This is a genomic window from Pseudoalteromonas sp. NGC95, from assembly GCF_015864705.1.
In the GTDB taxonomy this organism is placed as follows: Bacteria; Pseudomonadota; Gammaproteobacteria; order Enterobacterales; family Alteromonadaceae; genus Pseudoalteromonas; species Pseudoalteromonas arctica.
The window spans coordinates 64,685-84,689 of record NZ_JADYWR010000005.1; the positions used below are offsets into that span (position 1 = coordinate 64,685).

At 40.8% G+C, this 20,005-nt stretch carries 20 protein-coding genes; 4 read left to right on the forward strand and 16 right to left on the reverse strand.

The features are described from left to right. Position 1: 1 nt before the first annotated feature. The 7 genes from ispC to rpsB all read right to left on the reverse strand — a co-directional run bounded on the left by ispC (position 2) and on the right by rpsB (position 6,089). On the reverse strand, positions 2-1,207 hold the full coding sequence (gene ispC, locus I6E70_RS06180) for a 1-deoxy-D-xylulose-5-phosphate reductoisomerase (RefSeq protein ID WP_024590724.1): 1,206 nt from the start codon (positions 1,205-1,207) through the stop codon (positions 2-4). Beyond that, positions 1,204-2,070, reverse strand: a complete 867-nt coding sequence (locus I6E70_RS06185; protein WP_007580986.1) for a phosphatidate cytidylyltransferase — start codon at positions 2,068-2,070, stop codon at positions 1,204-1,206. The genes ispC and I6E70_RS06185 overlap by 4 nt, the downstream gene beginning before the upstream one ends. 19 nt (positions 2,071-2,089) lie before the next feature. Next, positions 2,090-2,869 (reverse strand): isoprenyl transferase, encoded by a 780-nt coding sequence (locus tag I6E70_RS06190; protein WP_007580985.1) that lies wholly within the window; start codon positions 2,867-2,869, stop codon positions 2,090-2,092. A 58-nt stretch (positions 2,870-2,927) separates the two neighbouring features. Then, positions 2,928-3,449 carry a ribosome recycling factor gene (gene frr / locus I6E70_RS06195; protein ID WP_206008562.1) on the reverse strand — a complete coding sequence of 174 codons (522 nt, stop codon included), beginning with the start codon at positions 3,447-3,449 and terminating at the stop codon, positions 2,928-2,930. Positions 3,450-3,498: 49 nt separating this feature from the next. Beyond that, positions 3,499-4,248 (reverse strand): UMP kinase, encoded by a 750-nt coding sequence (gene pyrH / locus I6E70_RS06200; protein ID WP_007580982.1) that lies wholly within the window; start codon positions 4,246-4,248, stop codon positions 3,499-3,501. 157 nt (positions 4,249-4,405) lie between these two features. Further along, complete coding sequence (gene tsf / locus I6E70_RS06205) at positions 4,406-5,257, reverse strand: translation elongation factor Ts (RefSeq protein ID WP_007580981.1); 852 nt, start codon at positions 5,255-5,257, stop codon at positions 4,406-4,408. A 103-nt stretch (positions 5,258-5,360) separates the two neighbouring features. After that, a complete protein-coding gene (rpsB, locus tag I6E70_RS06210; protein ID WP_007580978.1) occupies positions 5,361-6,089 on the reverse strand; it encodes a 30S ribosomal protein S2 in 729 nt (242 codons plus the stop codon). Positions 6,090-6,360: 271 nt separating this feature from the next. On the opposite strand from rpsB, the gene map reads away from it, so the two are divergent. The 3 genes from map to dapD all read left to right on the forward strand — a co-directional run bounded on the left by map (position 6,361) and on the right by dapD (position 10,668). Beyond that, entirely contained in the window at positions 6,361-7,146 is a 786-nt protein-coding gene (map, locus tag I6E70_RS06215; protein WP_007580976.1) for a type I methionyl aminopeptidase, read from the forward strand. A gap of 66 nt (positions 7,147-7,212) precedes the next feature. Beyond that, positions 7,213-9,831 (forward strand): [protein-PII] uridylyltransferase, encoded by a 2,619-nt coding sequence (gene glnD / locus I6E70_RS06220; protein WP_197188308.1) that lies wholly within the window; start codon positions 7,213-7,215, stop codon positions 9,829-9,831. A gap of 9 nt (positions 9,832-9,840) precedes the next feature. Continuing rightward, positions 9,841-10,668, forward strand: a complete 828-nt coding sequence (dapD, locus tag I6E70_RS06225; protein WP_002958324.1) for a 2,3,4,5-tetrahydropyridine-2,6-dicarboxylate N-succinyltransferase — start codon at positions 9,841-9,843, stop codon at positions 10,666-10,668. Positions 10,669-10,799: 131 nt separating this feature from the next. Here the strand turns inward: dapD and I6E70_RS06230 are convergent, their stop codons facing one another. The 9 genes from I6E70_RS06230 to pspA all read right to left on the reverse strand — a co-directional run bounded on the left by I6E70_RS06230 (position 10,800) and on the right by pspA (position 18,747). Next, the gene (locus tag I6E70_RS06230; RefSeq protein ID WP_007580972.1) at positions 10,800-11,885 is read right to left on the reverse strand and encodes a hypothetical protein; all 1,086 of its coding nucleotides are present in this window, start codon (positions 11,883-11,885) and stop codon (positions 10,800-10,802) included. Positions 11,886-12,136: 251 nt separating this feature from the next. After that, on the reverse strand, positions 12,137-12,481 hold the full coding sequence (locus I6E70_RS06235) for a 4a-hydroxytetrahydrobiopterin dehydratase (protein ID WP_002958326.1): 345 nt from the start codon (positions 12,479-12,481) through the stop codon (positions 12,137-12,139). A 37-nt stretch (positions 12,482-12,518) separates the two neighbouring features. Then, on the reverse strand, positions 12,519-13,316 hold the full coding sequence (gene phhA, locus I6E70_RS06240; protein ID WP_024590721.1) for a phenylalanine 4-monooxygenase: 798 nt from the start codon (positions 13,314-13,316) through the stop codon (positions 12,519-12,521). A gap of 231 nt (positions 13,317-13,547) precedes the next feature. After that, on the reverse strand, positions 13,548-14,735 hold the full coding sequence (megL, locus tag I6E70_RS06245) for a methionine gamma-lyase (RefSeq protein ID WP_197188309.1): 1,188 nt from the start codon (positions 14,733-14,735) through the stop codon (positions 13,548-13,550). Positions 14,736-14,884: 149 nt separating this feature from the next. Further along, positions 14,885-15,910: a TIGR01620 family protein gene (locus I6E70_RS06250; RefSeq protein WP_007580966.1), complete on the reverse strand. Its 1,026-nt coding sequence runs from the start codon at positions 15,908-15,910 to the stop codon at positions 14,885-14,887. Continuing rightward, positions 15,907-17,325: a YcjX family protein gene (locus I6E70_RS06255; protein ID WP_197188310.1), complete on the reverse strand. Its 1,419-nt coding sequence runs from the start codon at positions 17,323-17,325 to the stop codon at positions 15,907-15,909. The genes I6E70_RS06250 and I6E70_RS06255 overlap by 4 nt, the downstream gene beginning before the upstream one ends. A gap of 63 nt (positions 17,326-17,388) precedes the next feature. Then, positions 17,389-17,790: an envelope stress response membrane protein PspC gene (gene pspC, locus I6E70_RS06260; protein WP_007580963.1), complete on the reverse strand. Its 402-nt coding sequence runs from the start codon at positions 17,788-17,790 to the stop codon at positions 17,389-17,391. After that, positions 17,787-18,020 carry an envelope stress response membrane protein PspB gene (gene pspB, locus I6E70_RS06265; protein ID WP_002958332.1) on the reverse strand — a complete coding sequence of 78 codons (234 nt, stop codon included), beginning with the start codon at positions 18,018-18,020 and terminating at the stop codon, positions 17,787-17,789. Before pspB ends, pspC begins: the two co-directional genes overlap by 4 nt. A 67-nt stretch (positions 18,021-18,087) precedes the next feature. Continuing rightward, a complete protein-coding gene (pspA, locus tag I6E70_RS06270) occupies positions 18,088-18,747 on the reverse strand; it encodes a phage shock protein PspA (RefSeq protein ID WP_002958333.1) in 660 nt (219 codons plus the stop codon). 186 nt (positions 18,748-18,933) lie between these two features. Here pspA and pspF point away from each other — a divergent pair, with 186 nt between their 5' ends. Next, a complete protein-coding gene (gene pspF, locus I6E70_RS06275; protein WP_002958334.1) occupies positions 18,934-19,998 on the forward strand; it encodes a phage shock protein operon transcriptional activator in 1,065 nt (354 codons plus the stop codon). Positions 19,999-20,005: the final 7 nt, after the last annotated feature.

Below are 20,005 nucleotides of genomic sequence, written 5' to 3' on the forward strand. Positions count from 1 at the left end.
ATTAATGCGCCACTTTTGTTATAAATTCTGAAGCGCTAATACGCGCTAATTTATCACACTCTAAAATTTCATCTAGGCTTTGCACATTGGTGTAAGTTGCAGCTTCTAGCGTCTGTGCATTTATTTTGTATATATCGGTAAAACCAATTTTACCGTTTAAGAATGCGCCCACAGCTATTTCATTTGCTGCGTTAACCGTTGTTGTCGCGCCCTGCCCTGCACTACACGCATCAATTGCTAATTGTAAATTTGGATAACGAGAAAAATCAGGTTTAGTAAACGAAAAATCACAAATGTCAGAGAAGTTTAACGGTTTAACACCCGCATTAATTCGCTCAGGATACGCAAGTGCATGGGCAATTGGCGTGCGCATATCGGGGTTACCCATTTGCGCTAAAATAGAACCATCGTGGTACTGCACCATTGAATGAATAATACTTTGCGGATGAATAACTACATCAATATCACTCGCATCACAATTGAATAACCACTTAGCTTCAATAAACTCTAAGCCTTTGTTCATCATAGTTGCGGAATCTACTGATATTTTTTGACCCATCGACCAGTTAGGGTGTGCAACGGCTTCACTTACGGTTACATCTTTTAACGTATTTATATCACGCGTTAAAAACGGGCCACCAGAGCCGGTAAGCAAAATTTTACTTACGCCATGTTGCTGTAGTTTTTGATCGCCTTTGGCATTTTGTAACGAAGAAGGTAGGCATTGAAAAATTGCATTATGCTCACTATCTATTGGCAGCAAAGTGGCTTTATGTTGTTTAACTTTATCAATAAACAACTGACCTGACATAACTAAAGATTCTTTATTAGCTAGTAGTACTTTTTTACCCGCTTCAACAGCACTTAATGTGGGTAGTAAACCAGCTGCACCTACAATTGCCGACATTACAATGTCAACATCAGGATGAGCACATAAGTCACTCATTGCTTGCTCACCGTGCATAACAAGAGTTTGGCACTGAGTATTAGCTAAATACGCAGATAACTGCTCTGCGGCCTGCTGGTTAGCCATAATCGCATAAAGCGGTTCATGTTCAATACACAACTCTGCCATTTTCTTTGCATTTTGTCCTGCAGCCAAAACAAAAACATCAAATAACTCTTTATTGCGCGACACAACATCAAGTGTACTTAAACCAATTGAGCCTGTTGCGCCTAAAATAACCAGCAATTGCTTTTGGCTCATAAACTAAGAGTCCACGCATAGCACATAACAAACATTGGAGCAGCAGCCGTTAAGCTGTCAATTCTATCTAAAATACCGCCGTGCCCTGGTAAACATCGACCGCTATCTTTTAAACCAGCTTCACGTTTAAACATGCTTTCCAGTAAATCACCTACCGCAGAAAACAACGCAATAAATGCTGTCATTATCGCGTACACAGGCCATACAACTAAATCAACATCGGTAAAGTGACAAAATGCTAATACAAAAATAATAGAAGCGACTACACCGCCTGCTAACCCTTCAATTGTTTTATTAGGGCTTACTTTAGGCATTAACTTATGTTTACCAAAACTTTTACCCGTAAAGTAAGCACCCACATCTGCGCTCCATACAATACCAAGTACCACTAAAATAAGCACCGAACCAAAATGAGTTGATTCAGCATATTGCGCGCTACGTAGTGTATTTAGTGCAAGCCATAGCGGTACAAGCGTGAGTAGCCCCGCAATGCCGCGCATAACTAGGCCTTCATTCCACGCTTTAGCCATTTCTGGGTAGCGCCAAATTAAATAGCTAGCAACAATCCACCAAGCAAACGAAAGCGTAAATACGTAATTTGCATCACCGACTAGCTTGCCATTTTCCCATAATGATTCAATAGGCCAATGTAAATTAAGCAAGGCAAGTAAAGCGCCAATAAACACAACAAAGGCAGCACGTTTAAGCTTGTCGCAAAGGCCCATAAATGCAGACCATTCCCATGCGCCTAATAATACAATTGCACCAGCAAAGTAACTAAATAACGTAAGCGGTGTATAAAAAACCAAAGCCAATGCTAATGGAGCTAGCACTAGAGAGGTTAAAATTCGTTGTTTTAACAAAATGTGACCCTTATTCTATTTAGGTTTGAGCGAGTAATTGTTTTATTTGTTCGCCCGTACAACCAAAACGTCGCTCTCTGGCAACGTAACACGCAATGGCCTCAGCAAATGCTGCTTCATTAAAATCTGGCCAAAGTGTCTCGGTAAAGTAAAGTTCTGCATAAGCAACTTGCCATAGTAAAAAATTACTAATACGAACATCGCCACCAGTGCGAATAAGTAAATCAGGTTCAGCCTGATCTGCCATGCTCATATGCTGTGCTAAGCGCTCTTCTGTAATATCTTCTGCGTTTAGTGTGCCCTGCGCAACTTGCAAAGCAAGTTGTTTTGCCGCATTGGCAACATCCCAACGACCACCGTAATTAGCTGCAACATTTAAACGCAACCCGGTGTTATTTTCAGTCAGCTTATGCGCAGCGTCTACCTTGCTACGTAATCCTTCAGAAAATCGTGATAAGTCTCCAATAATGGTCAGTTTTACATTGTTTTTATGAAGCTTTTTAACTTCCTTTGTTAAAACAAATAAGAAAAGCTCCATTAAAGTGTTTACTTCGTCTTCAGGGCGGCGCCAGTTTTCACTACTAAAAGCAAATAAGGTTAACGATTGTATCCCTAATTTAGTACAAAACTGAACAGATTGACGAACTGCGTCTACGCCTTTTTTATGCCCATACACACGAGGTCTATTTCTAGCTTGCGCCCAACGTCCGTTCCCATCCATGATGATAGCAACATGTTTGGGTAAACATTGCTGTGAAATTGTGTCAGCATCTAGAACCATAAATATCGAGTATTCCATAAAAAAACGCCGCCTAGTATACCCTAGACGGCGTTTCAAAACTAATAATTTTAGTTGCTTAGATTTCCATCAATTCTGTTTCTTTGGCAGCTAATAAAGTATCCATTTCTTTAATAAACTTATCAGTAAGCTTTTGAATCGCATCATCTGATTGACGCGCTTCATCTTCAGATATGTCTTTATCTTTTAATAAACCCTTTACATCGCCATTAGCATCACGACGAATGTTACGAATAGCAACACGACCGCCTTCAACTTCGCCACGTACAATTTTGATTAGGTCTTTACGACGCTCTTCTGTAAGTGGAGGAAGTGGTACGCGAATAACAGTACCTGCCGACATAGGGTTTAAACCTAAGTCAGACGCCATAATTGCTTTTTCAACAGCTTGCGCTAAAGACTTATCAAATACACCAATAGCAAGTGTACGAGAATCTTCAATTGTTACGTTAGCAACTTGGTTTAAAGGCGTTGGAGCACCGTAGTACGACACCATAATGCCATCTAGGATTGCAGGATGTGCACGGCCAGTACGAATTTTAGATAATTGGCTACCTAGTGCAGTTACACTTTTTTGCATGCGCGCTTGCGCGTCTTTTTGAATATCGTTAATCACGGTTTAATCCTAATTATTTGATTATTTCATCTGAGGCTTGTGAAGAAATAAGTGTACCTTCTTCTTCACCCATAATTACGCGTTTTAGCGCGCCTGATTTATTCATGTTAAATACGCTCAATGGCATATTGTGATCGCGGGCTAGAGTAAATGCCGCTAAATCCATAACTTTTAATTCTTTTTCAATGATTTCATTGTAGCTTAAGTGGGTATAAAGCGTCGCATCTGGGTTTTTAACAGGGTCATCACTGTATACGCCATCAACCTTAGTCGCTTTAATTACTGTATCCGCTTCAATTTCGATACCGCGTAAACATGCTGCAGAATCGGTAGTAAAAAATGGGTTACCAGTACCCGCTGCAAAAATGACTACGCGACCAGTTTTCAATAAACTAATTGCTTCAGCCCAGTTATAAGCGTCACATACACCATTAAGCGGAATAGCCGACATAAGACGACAATTTACAAATGCACGGTGTAGCGCATCACGCATTGCAAGGCCGTTCATAACCGTTGCAAGCATACCCATGTGATCGCCTACTACGCGATTCATACCTGCTTCTGCAAGTGATCCACCGCGTAAAAAGTTACCTCCACCAATAACTAAACCCACTTCTACGTCGAGCTCTACTAGCTCTTTAATTTCTTGTGCCATACGGTCTAAAACTTTAGGATCGATGCCGAAGCCTTCGTCTCCCATTAAAGCTTCACCACTTAATTTGAGAAGAACACGTCTAAAAATAGGTTTGCGATTGATAGTCATAGTATTGGGGCCAACTTTTATTGAATTATGGATAAAAAATAACCGCGCTTATGTTAAACATAAAAGCGCGGTTATTTTAAAGAATTTCTAGCTGCGAAGCAAAACCAAATAGTACTTTAATTGCATCTAATTTCATTATCCTTCACAAATAGTAATCTTACTTAGCTTTAGCAGCAGCAATTTGAGCAGCAACTTCAGCAGCAAAATCTTCTTCTTTCTTCTCGATACCTTCACCAACTTCTACACGTACGAAGCTAGTAACTGTTGCGTTTTTCTCTTTAAGAATATCGCCAACAGTTTTCTTAGGCTCCATGATGAAAGCTTGACCAGTAAGAGAAACCTCACCAGTGAATTTTTTCATGCGGCCAACAACCATCTTCTCAGCGATTTCAGCAGGCTTGCCTTCATTCATCGCGATTTCGATTTGTACTTGCTTTTCTTTAGCAACAACATCGGCTGGTACATCTGAAGGTGTTAAGTATTCAGGGCTAGATGCAGCAACGTGCATTGCAACGTGCTTAAGTGTTTCTTCGTCAGCAACACCCGCAACAACAACACCGATACGATCGCCATGACGGTACTCAACTAGGTTTTCACCAGTTACGTACTGTAAACGACGTACATTGATGTTTTCGCCAATTTTAGTCACTAGCTCAACACGGTCTTCTTCAAACTTAGCTTGTAAGTCTTCGATAGAGATAGTGTCAGCAATTGCAGCGTCAGCAACTTTGTTAGCAAATGCTAAGAAGCTTACGTCTTTTGCAACGAAATCTGTTTGACAGTTAACTTCTACTAGTACTGCAACACCCGCGTTTTGCTTGATGATGATAGTACCTTCAGCAGCAATGTTACCTGCTTTTTTAGCAGCTTTAGCAGCGCCACTTTTACGCATGTTTTCAATCGCTAACTCGATGTCGCCATCAGTCTCAGTTAACGCTTTTTTACAATCCATCATGCCAGCGCCTGTGCGCTCGCGTAATTCTTTAACTAGGGCAGTAGTTACAGCCATTAGTAAATCCTCAAATCTGAAATCAGGTTAGATAAGCGGGTTACCCGCTCGACAAGAATAGCAAGTCTTCACCTTAAAAAGATGAAGACTTGATGACAGCTAATTACTCAGCTTCAACGAAATCGTCTTTCTCAGCTTGAGCAACGATGTTATTCTCGCGACCTTCAGTAATAGCAGCTGCAACAGCGCTAGTGTAAAGGCTTACAGCACGGATAGCATCATCGTTACCAGGTACGATGTAATCAACACCGTCTGGGTTAGAGTTAGTATCTACGATTGCAACAACTGGAATACCTAGGTTGTTTGCTTCACGGATAGCAATGTGCTCGTGGTCAGCATCGATAACGAAAAGCGCGTCTGGAAGACCGCCCATGTTTTTGATACCACCAAGGCTCTTTTCAAGCTTTTCCATTTCGCGGTTAAGCGTTAACGTTTCTTTCTTAGTTAATTTCTCGAAAGTTCCGTCTTGGCTTTGTGCTTCAAGGTCTTTAAGACGCTTGATTGATTGACGTACAGTTTTCCAGTTAGTCAACATACCACCTAACCAACGGTGATTTACGAAGAACTGGTCGCTTTCTAAAGCAGCTGATTTAACTGCGTCGCTTGCTGCGCGCTTAGTACCAACGAAAAGAACTTTACCTTTGTTTGCTGCAGCACTTGATAAAAACTTAAGTGCGTCGTTGAACATTGGTACAGTTTGCTCAAGGTTGATGATATGTACACGGTTACGTGTGCCGAAGATGAAAGGCTTCATCTTAGGGTTCCAGTAACGTGCTTGGTGACCAAAGTGAACACCAGCTTGAAGCATATCGCGCATTGAAACGTTTGCCATTTTATAGATCCTCTATAGTTGTTTAGGGTTAGGCCTCCACATATCCCATAGCACCAACACCGAAGTAATTAAACTTCAAATGCACCCAAGTGTATGTGACGATACGTGTGTGTGTTAAAATAAAATTGTGTTTGCCTTAAATACAAAAAATCATTTAAGAATTTATTTGTAAAAAGACGGCGCGCTTTATACCATATTAAAATTAAATACTCAACATCGCGTGCAAAATTTGTTCGACGATAAATGTTAAAAACTCAACTTTGGAGCCTCAATGAGCGCTATTATCAAGACCCCTGAAGAAATAGAGAAAATGCGCGTAGCTGGGCGCTTAGCGGCCGATGTACTTGAAATGATCGGCCCTCATGTAGTGCCAGGTGTTACCACCGATGAGCTAAATACACTTTGTCATGATTATATTGTTAATGTGCAACAAGCAATCCCTGCTCCGTTAAATTATCATGGCTTTCCAAAATCAGTTTGTACGTCAGTTAATCATGTTATTTGTCACGGAATTCCAAATGACAAAGCATTAAAAGAAGGCGACAGTGTAAATATCGACGTAACTGTCATCAAAGATGGTTACCACGGCGACACATCTAAAATGTTCCACGTTGGTACACCAAACATTCAAGCTAAGCGTCTTGCAGAAGTAACACAAGAAAGCTTATACCTTGCTATTAAAATGGTAAAACCAGGTGTGCGCTTGGGTGATATTGGCTCAGCAATTCAAAAATATGCAGAGAGCTTTAACTACTCAATTGTACGTGAATATTGCGGCCACGGTATCGGCGCAGGATTTCATGAAGAACCACAAATAATGCATTACGGTAAAGCCGGTACTGGCGAAGCCTTAAAAGCAGGTATGTGTTTAACTATTGAACCTATGGTTAATGCGGGTAAACGCCAATGCAAACTTCTTAAAGATGATTGGACAGTAGTAACACGCGACCGTAGTTTGTCTGCACAGTGGGAACATACTTTATTAGTGACTGAAAATGGTGTTGAAATTTTAACGCTACGATCAGATGATACTATCGAGCGGATCATAGAACACTAATAAAACCGAAACACTTGATAAGAAAATTCTTATCCGTGTGAAAGGTTCAACAAGGAGCCAGCCCACGTGGCATTACCCAACAAAGTAAAAAAGTTGCTTAGCGATGCAGAGCAACTTAGTGATTATCGCGATTGTTCTAGCTATTTTTATAAATGGTTACATAACGAATTTTCTAAACAACCGGTTGGGAATTTAATTAATGCCCGGGCTGAGTTTATTGACCGCCTACTCATTAAGCTTTTTCATGTTTACGACTTAGCGCGCGAACCTGATTTAGCATTAATAGCGGTAGGCGGATACGGACGTGGTGAGCTACATCCCTACTCCGACATCGACTTTTTATTGCTTGTAACTAAACCGCCAAGCGAAGAAATATGCGAAAAAATAGGCCAGTTTGTCACCATGCTATGGGATCTCAACTTAGAGATTGGTCACAGCGTGCGTACGATAGAACAAGCCATTGAGCAAAAACGTGAAGACGTTACTTTTGCCACCAGCTTGCTCGAAAGCCGCCTTATTTTTGGTAACCACATTGAGTTTGAAAAACTCAAAATGCATATTCTTGAAACGCCAGTATGGCGCTCAGGTGAATTTTTTACTGCCAAAGTTCAAGAACAAAACTTACGCCACAGAAAGTGCCACGGCACCGCGTATAATCTTGAGCCAAACATTAAAGAAAACCCCGGTGGTCTGCGCGACTTACAAACCATTATTTGGGTGGCAAAAAAGCATTTTAGAACCGAAACCCTGCAAGAGTTAATAAGCCACGGATACTTAACTCACGAAGAGTTTCAAGAGCTTTCTGAGTGCCTAGAAAACCTATGGAACATTCGCTTTGCACTGCATTTAGCTGCAGGTCGAGCTGAAAACCGCTTATTGTTTGATCATCAACCGCAAGCCGCCGAAATTTTAGGTTTTGGTAGCGACGGTAAAGCCTCTGTTGAGCGTATGATGAAACGCTTATTTAGAATAATGAGCCGCGTGCGCGAACTTAACCAAATGCTACTTTCATACTTTGAACAAAGTATAATGCCCGAAAGTAGTGCTGTGGCAGCAATAGAACTCGACAGAAACTTTGAGCAAGTAGGTCATCAAATACGCGTAAAAGATCCGTCGGTATTTTTTAGACGCGACCAACTCTTTGTATTGTTTGAGCACATAGCCAATAACCCAGCAATAACGCATATTTACCCAAGTACTATTCGTACTATTCGCCAAGTGCGCCGTCGTTTATTGGGCGATTTGCAAGATTACGCAGCCTGTCGCGAAGCCTTTTTACGCTTAGTTAAACATCCTAACGGCATGGGCCGCGCATTTACGCTCATGCACAAGCACGGCATGCTTGCCGCCTACTTACCGCAGTGGCGTAATATATTTGGGCAAATGCAGTTTGATTTGTTTCACGCGTACACCGTAGATGAGCACACTCACAAATTAATCAAAAACATTTACGAATATTTTGATAAAACAGGCATTAGCGAGTTTCCTATTTGTAGTGAAATAGTCACTCGAATGGACAAACCAGAGCTACTTTATTTAGCCGGTATATTTCACGACATTGCTAAAGGCCGAGGTGGCGACCACTCAGAACTTGGCGCTGTTGACGCAATAGCATTTGCTAAATTACATGGTTTTTCATCGGTGGATGCAAAGCTCGTTGCATGGCTTGTAAGTAACCATTTACTTATGTCGGTTACCGCACAGCGTAAAGACATTAACGATCCTGCTGTAATAAAAGACTTCGCTACACGCGTTAAAACAGAGCGCCAACTCGACTACTTATATTGTTTAACCGTTGCCGACATACGTGCAACCAACGACAACTTATGGAACGATTGGAAAAACACCCTACTGCGTGAGCTATACTTACACACGCAGCGCGCTTTGCGCCTAGGGCTCGAAAACCCAATGGACCAACGCGACCAAATTCGCGACAAAAAGCACCAAGCTAAACAACGCTTAATAAATCTGGGTTATCAAGAGGAAAAAATTGATTTAATTTGGAGCCGCTTTAAAGCCAACTACTTTACCGCCTTTAGCGAACAACAAATATCATGGCAAAGTGAGCATTTATTAACTAGCACAGACTTAAGCCAGCCAAGTGTTGTTGTATCTAACAAAGCTATGCATGGTGGCACACAAGTATTTGTATACAGCCCCTACTCTGGCCCACTGTTTGCCCGATTAGTAAGTGTGATTGGCTCTAAAAAAGCGCAAATACAACATGCGCAAGTACTGACCACAAAAGACGGTTACGTCTTGTTTAGCTTTGTAATACTTGAAGTAAGTGGCGACCCTATTGCAAGTGGTCGAGCGCAATCAATTAAACGTGGGCTTGAGCAAGCACTAAGCGATCCGCGTAAAAAGATTCGCTTTAAAAAGAGCCGCTCTCAACGCTTTAAAGATTTTAATATTAAACCTAAAATTGTGTTGCGCCCACATGCACGCAAAGACCGTAGCTTAATAGAAATTCAAGCCGTCGATATACAAGGTTTACTAACCAAAATAGCCGAAGTTTTCCAAGCGCATTTACTACACATTCACGCTGCCCGTATTACAACGGTAGGTGAACGTGCCGAGGATTTCTTTGTCGTATCTAATAACGAATACCAAGCGCTGACTGATGAAGAGCAAGCAAAAATTCATCAGGCATTACGTAAAAAATTCAACGCCGAAACAGAATAGAGGACACACATGTCAGATTTAAAAACGATGATCGAAAACGCATGGGACAACCGCGATAGCATTAGCCCAAGCACAGTATCAAGCGACGTAAAGCAAGCCATTATTGACGCACTTGATTTACTTGATAGCGGCGCAGCACGCGTTGCTGAAAAAATATCTGGTGAATGGGTTGTACACCAGTGGCTTAAAAAAGCAGTATTACTGTCGTTTCGTATTCGCGACAACCAACCAATGAACGACGGTGTAAACCAGTTTTATGACAAAGTACCACTTAAATTTAGCGACTACACGCCAGAGCAATTTCAACAAGGTGGTATGCGCGTAGTGCCTAACGCTGTAGCACGTAAAGGCAGCTTTGTAGGTAAAAACGTAGTACTTATGCCATCGTACGTAAACATTGGCGCATATGTTGACGACGGCACCATGGTTGATACATGGGCAACTGTAGGCTCGTGTGCACAAATTGGTAAGAACGTACATTTATCAGGTGGCGTAGGCATAGGCGGTGTTTTAGAGCCTCTACAAGCTAACCCAACCATCATTGAAGACAACTGCTTTATTGGCGCACGTTCTGAAATTGTGGAAGGTGTAATAGTTGAAGAAGGCGCTGTTATTTCAATGGGTGTTTACATCAGCCAAAGCACCCGTATTTATGACCGAGAAACTGGTGAAATTCACTACGGCCGCGTACCAGCAGGTGCCGTAGTTGTACCAGGCGCACTACCGTCAAAAGATGGTACTCACAGCCTTTACGCTGCAATTATCGTGAAAAAAGTAGATAAGCAAACACGTGAAAAAGTAGGCATCAACGCCCTACTACGCTCAATTGATGAGTGACACGTAGGTTGGGTTGAGTGAAACGAAACCCAACGATACTTTGAAGTTAAGTGTTTTAGCTAAACTTTAATTGTATATAGAAAGCTCTAAGCCCTTTGGCTTAGGGCTTTTTTGTTTATGGTAATAAACTCTCAATCAAGTAGCATTACTTTTGTCTTAATAAATAACGTATTAACTGGATCTTCTATCTTAAAGTCATACATGTAGTCTGTTTCTTTATTAAATCTTTTTAAGTAATAATTAGCTAATGGATCATAGCGATTCTCATGCAGCCAACTGTAAAACTTCCCTAACTCATAACTTAGCTTTCGACTGAGATCTGACTTGGGTTCAAGAAGCCCATCATTATCTAAATCTATAATATTCATTAATTGAAGGTTTATTTTTATTTCATCAATTAATGGCTCTAGTGACTTTCTATAATTGGTAGCTTTAATTTCTAGATTTGTCTCTAAAGGTTCTGCTTCGTAAACCATAATTAAATTATCAATAACATCATTATAATAATCATTGTTTAACCTTATCTCAGACTCGTTTTTTAAAATATATAACTGTTCTAAATTGGATGATTTAGCCTCTATAGGTTGCCTAGTTAAATTCAGCTTAAAATCGTTAAATAATTTTGTTATTGCTTGAGATAAAACATCTAGATAGTCATACCTCCTAAGAAGAAAGCAAAACAGCTCGTTAGAGTTAAGAACCATAACTAAATCACTCTCACCCACTTTATTACTATATAAATTAACAGTAAGTTCACCATTCTCCATGTGGTTATCGTAAGGCCAACTAGCAAATCTTTTACAATCTGTATGATTTAAGTTTACTGGATGCGCGCCAAATGAGGCTCTTATCGATTTGAAATAACTGTTATCATCCTCGTCAAATAAACGATTTGTAAAACATTCTTTTTCACCAGAGAAAGGTAAAGTCTTTGGGTTTATAAACACTCGGTGTAGTTGGGTTATTGATTCTGAAACAAGATCTATCGCAGAAATTAAAGAAAACATCTGCATAACACGCATATCAATATTTTCCTCTAATCCTGGAGGATATTGTAAATACCTAATCGATACAGTGATCCAATCCATACAAGAACAAATTATATTCCATTGATTTTTATCATTTTTGTTATTATAAGACTTATAAACAAAACTTGAATTGGAATTTACTAGATCTCTAAAGTCAGAAATCTTGTCATCCTTGATCACCTTTATCATTAAATTTTCACTCTGAAGCTCGTTATTAACTCTAAAATATCACTAAAAATATAAACGTATAAATAAAAAAGGAATTTTTTAATCTAGGTCGAAAGAAAGTATTGGTGGTAAAAAAGCACCGAGGTAAATAAGTTCATTAAAGATTCGTTGGGTTTCGTTTCACTCTACCCAACCTACGCTAATAACCACTCCAAAACCAAAAAAGCACTTATAAAATAAGTGCTTTTGTTGGTTTGCTCAATTAGTGTGGTTTACAGCGCGTTAAATACGTCGTCTGTTTTAGCTGCGCAAATAAAATCGTTTTTGTGTAGGCCTTTAATTGAATGGCTCCACCATGTAACCGTTACTTTGCCCCACTCGGTTAATAAACCTGGGTGATGGCCCTCGTCTTCTGCCATGTCGCCTACTTTATTGGTAAACGCGATAGCTTGCTTAAAGTTTTTAAATTTATAAACACGCTCAAGCTGCATAATGCCGTCACGTACTTCTGGTACCCAGTCTGGGATTTTAGTAATTAATTGCGCTAACTCTTCGTCAGATACTTTTGGCGCATCTACATGACAGGCTTCGCATTTTTGTGCACTTAATGAAGACATTCTAAATCCTTACTTTTAGCTTTTTTAGCATTAATATTTAACTGGCTAATTTTTCTTTTGGTGGAAATTTTGGGTCGTGCAAACCAAGCTCTTTAGCTCGCTCAACCAAAGTCATAATATCCATTTGCGATATATCAAACAGATCATGAATCGAATTTATGGTGTAGTACTGTGGTTGCATAATATCAATACGGTACGGCGTACGCAGTACATCAAGCACATTCATTGGGCTAATTTCTGGCGTGTTTGAGTATACGTACTGAGTTTCACCTGGGCTTGATAAAATACCACCGCCGTAAATACGCAAGCCGTCTTCGGTTTGCATTAAACCAAATTCAACCGTAAACCAGTATATACGCGCAAGGTATACACGGTCCTTTTTCTGCGCTGCGTAACCTAATTGCCCGTACTTGTGCGTAAACTCAGCAAAGTCAGGGTTAGTTAGCATGGCGCAATGGCCAAATATTTCATGAAAAATATCTGGCTCTTGTAGGTAATCAAACTCTTCACGGCTACGAATAAATGTAGCTACCGGAAACTGCTTGTTTGCCAGTAATCTAAAAAACTCATCAAAGTCGATAAGCGCAGGTACTGGTGCAACTTGCCAACCGGTAGTGGCTAGTAACACATCGTTTAGTTCGCTTAACTGCGGAATACGATCGTGCGGCAGGTTAATCTTTTTTAACCCTTGCATGTACTCGTTGCAGGCTTTGCCTTCAATGCATGCAAGTTGGCGCGCTACAAGCTCAGACCAAATTTTATTTTCTTCATCACTCCAGTGTATAACACCATTTTCGTCTGGTGTTTTGGATGTGTATTTACTTGCTTTAGCCATAAGTACCTTCTTGGGTGTGAGCCCTAAATCGGTGTCAGTGTGATACTCAAACCTATTGAATATCGAATGACCCCATACTATGCAAAAGTGAAGAAAAGTTTAATAGATAGGCTAACATCAGTATTTGGCGCGATCACCCCAATCGTAAATTTAAAATTACACCTGTGGCACACTAAAAATACAGACCTTTAAATAAAGGCCTGTAGCTTGTTTTTATGTGTATACAATTAATTACACCCAGCCAATTTTAGTAAAAGCTTGGTCTAAATCACTAATAATGTCGTTAACATCTTCAAGCCCAACCGAGAGTCTGATCAGCCCATCACTTATTCCAGCGGCAGCTCGCTCCTCTGGCGTATAAGGCGAGTGAGTCATAGATGCAGGATGCTGAATCAGTGTTTCAGCGTCGCCGAGGCTTACTGCAAGTGTACAAAGTTTCATACTATCAATAAATTGTGTGCCATCTTGTAGCGTGCCTTTTATTTCAAACGCAATAACACCACCAGCGGCTTTCATTTGATTACCAATAAACTTATAACCTGGGTGCGATTTAAGCCCCGGGTAATATACGGTGCTTACTTGTGGGTGCGCTTCTAGATATTCGGCTATTGTTTGTGCACTTTGACAATGGCGCTCTATTCTAATAGCGAGTGTTTTTAGACCTCGATTAATTAGCCATGCGTCGTGCGGGCTTATGGTTGCACCAATATCTTTTAGTACGGTCATTTTAATGTGTGTTATGTGCTCAAGCGATCCACATACAATACCCGCTACTACGTCTCCGTGACCATTTAAGTACTTGGTTGCACTGTGCATTATTATATCAATGCCGTATTTTTTGGGTGATTGCAGTAGCGGCGTTAAAAAGGTGTTGTCGACCACACTAATTAAATTGTGCTCTTTAGCAACTGCGCCAATCAGTGCCAAATCAATAACCGCCATAGTGGGATTAATTGGCGTTTCTACAAATATCATTTTTGAATTAGGTTTGATGGCAGCGCGTAGTTCGTCCTCGTTGGTCATATCAACAAAAGTGACTTCGATTCCCCAGCGCGGCAACATATGCGAGAAAAACGCAAAGGTACAACCATACAAAGCACTTGAAGCAACAAGGTGATCTCCTTGCGATAAAAAGCTCAGTACTGAGGCAGATACGGCCCCCATACCTGTTGCGGTTGCAGCAGCTGCTTCACAGCTCTCTAGTTGAGCAACTTTTTGCTCAAGCTCTGTGGTTGTAGGGTTTCCTAAGCGCGTATAAATATAGCCAGGTTCGTCGCCTGCAAAACGCGCAGCACCTTGTGCGGCATTTTCAAAATGAAAGGTAGAGGTTTGATACAAAGGAGAAGTAAGTGCGCCGTGCGGGTCGTTTGCTTTTTGTGGTCCGTGAATACACTGGGTGTTTATATGATGCTTGCTCATTGTAGGCTCATTTTTTGATTATTATGTTTTTGCGATTCAACAATCAAAACGTATGCGCTTACAAACAGCAAGCATGCCGGATGCTCAGATGGCTATTTGTGTAAAAACCGTGCAGCTCATGTTTGTACACAAATATTGCCACTGCTAATCTAGTGTGTTGGTTCCGCCTTTTTACGGCTCATAATTTTACCTGCGATGCTTTGCACAGTGCCTTTTAGTAAGCTGCGTTTGTTTTCAAGCCGTGGTAATGGGCGACTAAGCTCCATTGCTTTGTAACCAATACGCGCTGTAAAAATACCGGCGCTGACACCTTGCGCTGCCCGCCCCGAAAGCTTACCTAAAAGCTCAGCACTTAGTGCAGTTGCAGCAAGGTCAGATACAAGCTCAGCACTGCCTACAAACATTACTTGTTTTATCAGCATACGGTATAACTTTATACGGCTCGCGTAGCCGAAACCAATGCCATAAATTTTACCAATTTGTTCTATTAACTTAGTACCGCGCCAAAGCACAGCCATCATATCCACCAGCGCAAGTGGGCTTAGGGCAACTAGCAGTGCAGATTCAGTCGCAAAACGATTTATAAGCTTTTTAGCTTTGGTGTCTTGGGTTATTAATAAACTATTGGCGTACAGCGTCATTATTTCTTTGTCGCTGTGATGCGTCGCTACTTGGTTTTTAAAGGTTTCAAAGTTATCAAGCTCCTGGTGTTTATTAAGCTTTTCAAGCCAAGGTAATGCACCGCCTACTTGCTCGCTGTTTAAAAGCCTGTCGGCTTCAACTCGGTGCAATTGGTTACGCTTTAAACTGCGCAGCATTCGGTACTCTCGCCACAATAAGCGCCCGATTAGCAGCACGCCACTTACAACTGCTGTTAAATAAACACTGCCTAAAATAATTGACTGCTCGAAAGCAAATAATAACGAGTATGCAAACTCTAAAAGCACCAGCACTATAAAACTAATAGCAAAAACACCTTTGAGCGTTTGCCACTTTGACTTTTTGTACACAGGTTCTAGATCTATTTCTGGCTCTAGTGCTTCATCTTCAAGTTCTTCGTAATCACTTTGTCCGTGCTGAATAATTTTTGCAGGTGCTAAAACGGGTTCGTTTTGCTCAATGCTTTGCGTATCTATGCGACGCCCTGCTTGAAATGGTTGGTTTGACTCACTCATGTTAATTTGTCTCCTAGCAGGTACTGCATGACATGATCTAATCGAATATGTTTTAGTTGTTTATCGGGGCTCGGCATTGGAGAGAACGATAAAAACTCAAATCCCTGTGCTGGCCACTCATTTTTATTAAGCATCCGCGAGGGAGGTTGCGGCGGTAAATACGTAAGCCAATCAGGCTCGTGTAATGGTTTACCGTAAATACAGTCAAGCGTTTGGCCTTTGTCGGCAATTTGGCGCGGCTGCGTTGCTGTAATTGACGACATAGCCATGGTTTCTATTTTTACACCATCAAACTTTAAATGATTGCTTTGCTCATGCACGAGCGAATCAAGTAGCAGTGCTAAATCTTTATGGTGCTTAGCACTTATATGATCTGACTTATTAGCTGCAAATAATATTTTGTCTATGTTGGGCTTAAATAAACGTTTAAAAAAGCCCGACTCGCCATAGTTAAAGTGTGCGAGTAATTGGTTTATTACACTGCTTTGCTCTTGGAGTGTTTCGTGCCCTTCGTTTAGCGCACTAAGTACATCTACAAGTACGATTTGGCGATCGAAGTGTCTAAAATGCTCATTATAAAATGGTTTTACAACTTCTTTTATATAAGCGTTAAAGCGCTTAATTAAATGCGCTAAATTAGAACCCGCAACAACATCGTCACTATTTACTTTACCCGATACCGGAAAAAAAAATAACAATGGCGCACCTTGTAAGTCGCCAGGCATTAGCATACGCCCGGGTTGTAACATGGCAAGTTTGGTGTCTTTTTTAAGCCCGACTAACATGCTTTGATAAAGCTGAGCAATATGAGCAAGTGCGTTTTCATCAACGGGAGCGTTTAAGTCAAGTTGCTCAACGGCCATTAAAAAATCACTTGATGTGTTTACGCGCGAAGGCTGAGTTAATAACGGGTATTGTTGCTCGCACCATTGAGCATAGCTTTGCTCAAGCATAGGTAAATCAAGGAGCCATTCACCCGGGTAGTCAATAATATCTAAATAAAGCGTTGATTGCGGCGAAAAGTGGCCGCGCAGCCCTGCATTACTTTGATACTTTATTGCCAAGCGCAGCGTATTAATCCGCTCGGTTGATGCAGGCCATGTAGGCATCCCATCGCTGGGTAATAATGAATTTAGCGCGCGCGTATAATTAAACGTAGGGACTTTTAACGCTTCTTGCGGCACAACTTTAGTGGCCACATGGCGGTGCTCGCGCATTACATCAAAAAAAGGTAAGTTTTTATCGTCTGCTTGGGTTGTTAAGTGTTTAACAAGCGCGGTAATAAAGGCTGTTTTACCACTACCACTTAGGCCCGTTACGGCAAGTTTTACGTGTTGGTCTAAACTGCGATGAAGCGCTTTTTGTGCTTTGCCTTTAATACTTTTAAAGGTCTTTTTTGCAAATGATTGGCTCATAAAGTGTCTTGCACCTAATTTGCCGTAATTTATCACGCTGCAAATTAGGTGCTATTAAATCCTTTAAAGTTTGTTAATTTCACGGCTCACCGTAAACTCGCTTGAAGTTACATGGCGCTCCATATCTTGAAGGCGAGTATCTACACGCGTTAAACGCTCTTTTAAATCTTGCAATGCGCGGCGCGGTGGCTCGCCCTTTTGCCATACTTTAAATTTTACTTCTAGCGGATCGTCAGTTTTAGTTGAGCTTTTAGTTTGCACTGTTGCGGGCTCTTTTTTATCTAAAATGAACCAGGCTGCAATATACGCTACCACAAATAATGGGCCACCCGTTAGCAGTACCGCACTAACAAATATAATGCGAACTAACCATAACTCCATATTAAAGTAGTCACTTAATCCCGCACATACTCCGGCTATTTTACCGCGTTGTGGGTCTCTTAATAATTCGCGTTTGGCACTCATACTTTGCGTCTCCATTGTGGTGACTCTTGATCAAGTAATGCTTCAAGTGTTTCAACCCTGTCTGCCATTTTTTCGGCTTTATGTGCAAGCTCAAGTAACTGGCGATGTTCGTGTTCACTTAAACCTTGGCTTACTTGTTTTTTGCTACGGTAATGTAAAATTAACCACAGCGGGGCAACAAAAATCATAAATATAACAAATGGTACAATTATTACGTCTGAATCAAACATAATCCTCTCCTGACAATCCGTTTTGATGTTTTTAAGCAGTGGGGCACTTTAAGTGCCCCTTTATAAATTATTTATCAGCTAACTTCTTTTTAAGTTCGGCTAGCTCATCATCTATCTTTTCATTTTTTTGTAGATTAGCAATTTCGTCCGCTAACGTCTTTTTACCTAAATCGTAAGACTCAATTTGAGATTCTAGTCCATCAATTTTAGTTTCGTAACGTTCAAAGCGATTAAGTGCGTCTTCTACTTTGGAGCTATCAAGTGTCTTTTTCACTTCAAGGCGCGACTCAGCCGAACGTTGGCGAAGTATAATTGCCTTTTGACGAGATTTCGCATCTGCTAGCTTTTCTTGTAGTGTCGTTACTTCTTGCTGTAGTTTCTCAATATGAGACTCTACATGTTCAAGTTCACTAGCGACTGAAGCAACGGCATCTGCCGACTTTTGCTTTTCAAGTAGGGCTGAACGCGCTAAATCGTCTCGGTCTTTACTTAAAGCCAGTTCGGCTTTATCTTGCCAATCGCTTACTTGTGCTTTAAGCGTATCTAAGCGGCGTACAATTTCTTTTTTCTCAGCCAATGTTTTAGCTGATGTAGAACGTACTTCAACAAGCGTGTCTTCCATTTCTTGAATAATCAGACGAACCATTTTTTCTGGGTCTTCTGCTTTATCTAAAATGGCGTTGATATTAGAATTAACAATATCTGCAAAACGTGAAAAAATTCCCATAACATTTACCTCTGTAATTAAAACTTAGTTAGTCTGCTATAACTAGTATCAATATGCTTGCCAACTTTTTAAAAGTTAAAATACACTTTATTTTCATTACGTTAAACTAAATATACAAATTTCTTTAGTTATCCCTACTTATGAAATACACTAACTGTTAGTAAAAATGACCAAGAGTTAGGAAATATGAGCCAATATCGCCAACAGGATAATTTACTCGGCCAATCAGATAGCTTTCTGTCTGTATTAGATCAGGTATCGCAACTGGCTAATTTAGATAAACCGGTACTTATTATTGGTGAACGCGGCACAGGTAAAGAGCTAATAGCAGCACGCTTACACTTTTTATCAAAGCGTTGGGATCAAAACTACGTAAAACTTAACTGTGCAGCACTTAACGAAAACTTACTCGAAAGTGAATTGTTTGGCCACGAAAGCGGTGCTTTTACGGGGGCAAGCAAACGCCACGAAGGTCGTTTTGAACGCGCTAACAGCGGCACACTGTTTTTAGATGAATTAGCTAATACCTCAGCTATGGTACAAGAAAAACTGCTGCGCGTTATAGAATACGGTGAGTTTGAACGTGTTGGCGGCAAACAAACTGTAAAAGTAGATACACGCTTAGTGTGTGCTACAAACGAAGATCTTCCTTATTTAGCTGAGCAAGGTGAATTTAGAAGTGATTTACTCGATCGCCTTGCCTTTGATGTAATTACCCTGCCACCACTGCGCGAACGCCAAGACGATATTATGCTTCTTGCTGAGCAGTTTGCGATGAATATGGCGCGCGATTTAGAGTGGGAACTGTTTAGCGGTTTTACCCGAAGCGCAACAGAAACACTGCTTAGTTATGATTGGCCTGGTAATATTCGTGAACTTAAAAATGTGGTTGAACGCAGTTTGTATCGCCACGGTAGTGAACATATCCCCGTTCACCAGATTATTTTAGACCCATTCGATAGCCCATTTAGACCAAAAGCGCGCATTAAAGCACCTATAGCGGCTCAAACTGTTAATGCCGAGCCTATTGTTGTTGCGCCGCCGATTGCTCAGGCAAGCAGTAATATAGCCGTCGATATTCAATTTCCGTGCAGCTTAAAAGAGCGCTCAAACGACTTTGAAATAAACATGATTAATAAAGCGCTCGAACATAGCCAATTTAATCAAAAGAAAACTGCAGAAGTACTTGGTTTAACGTATCATCAATTACGTGGTTATCTTAAAAAATACAACTTGTTGGATCAACAATAGTCAGAGG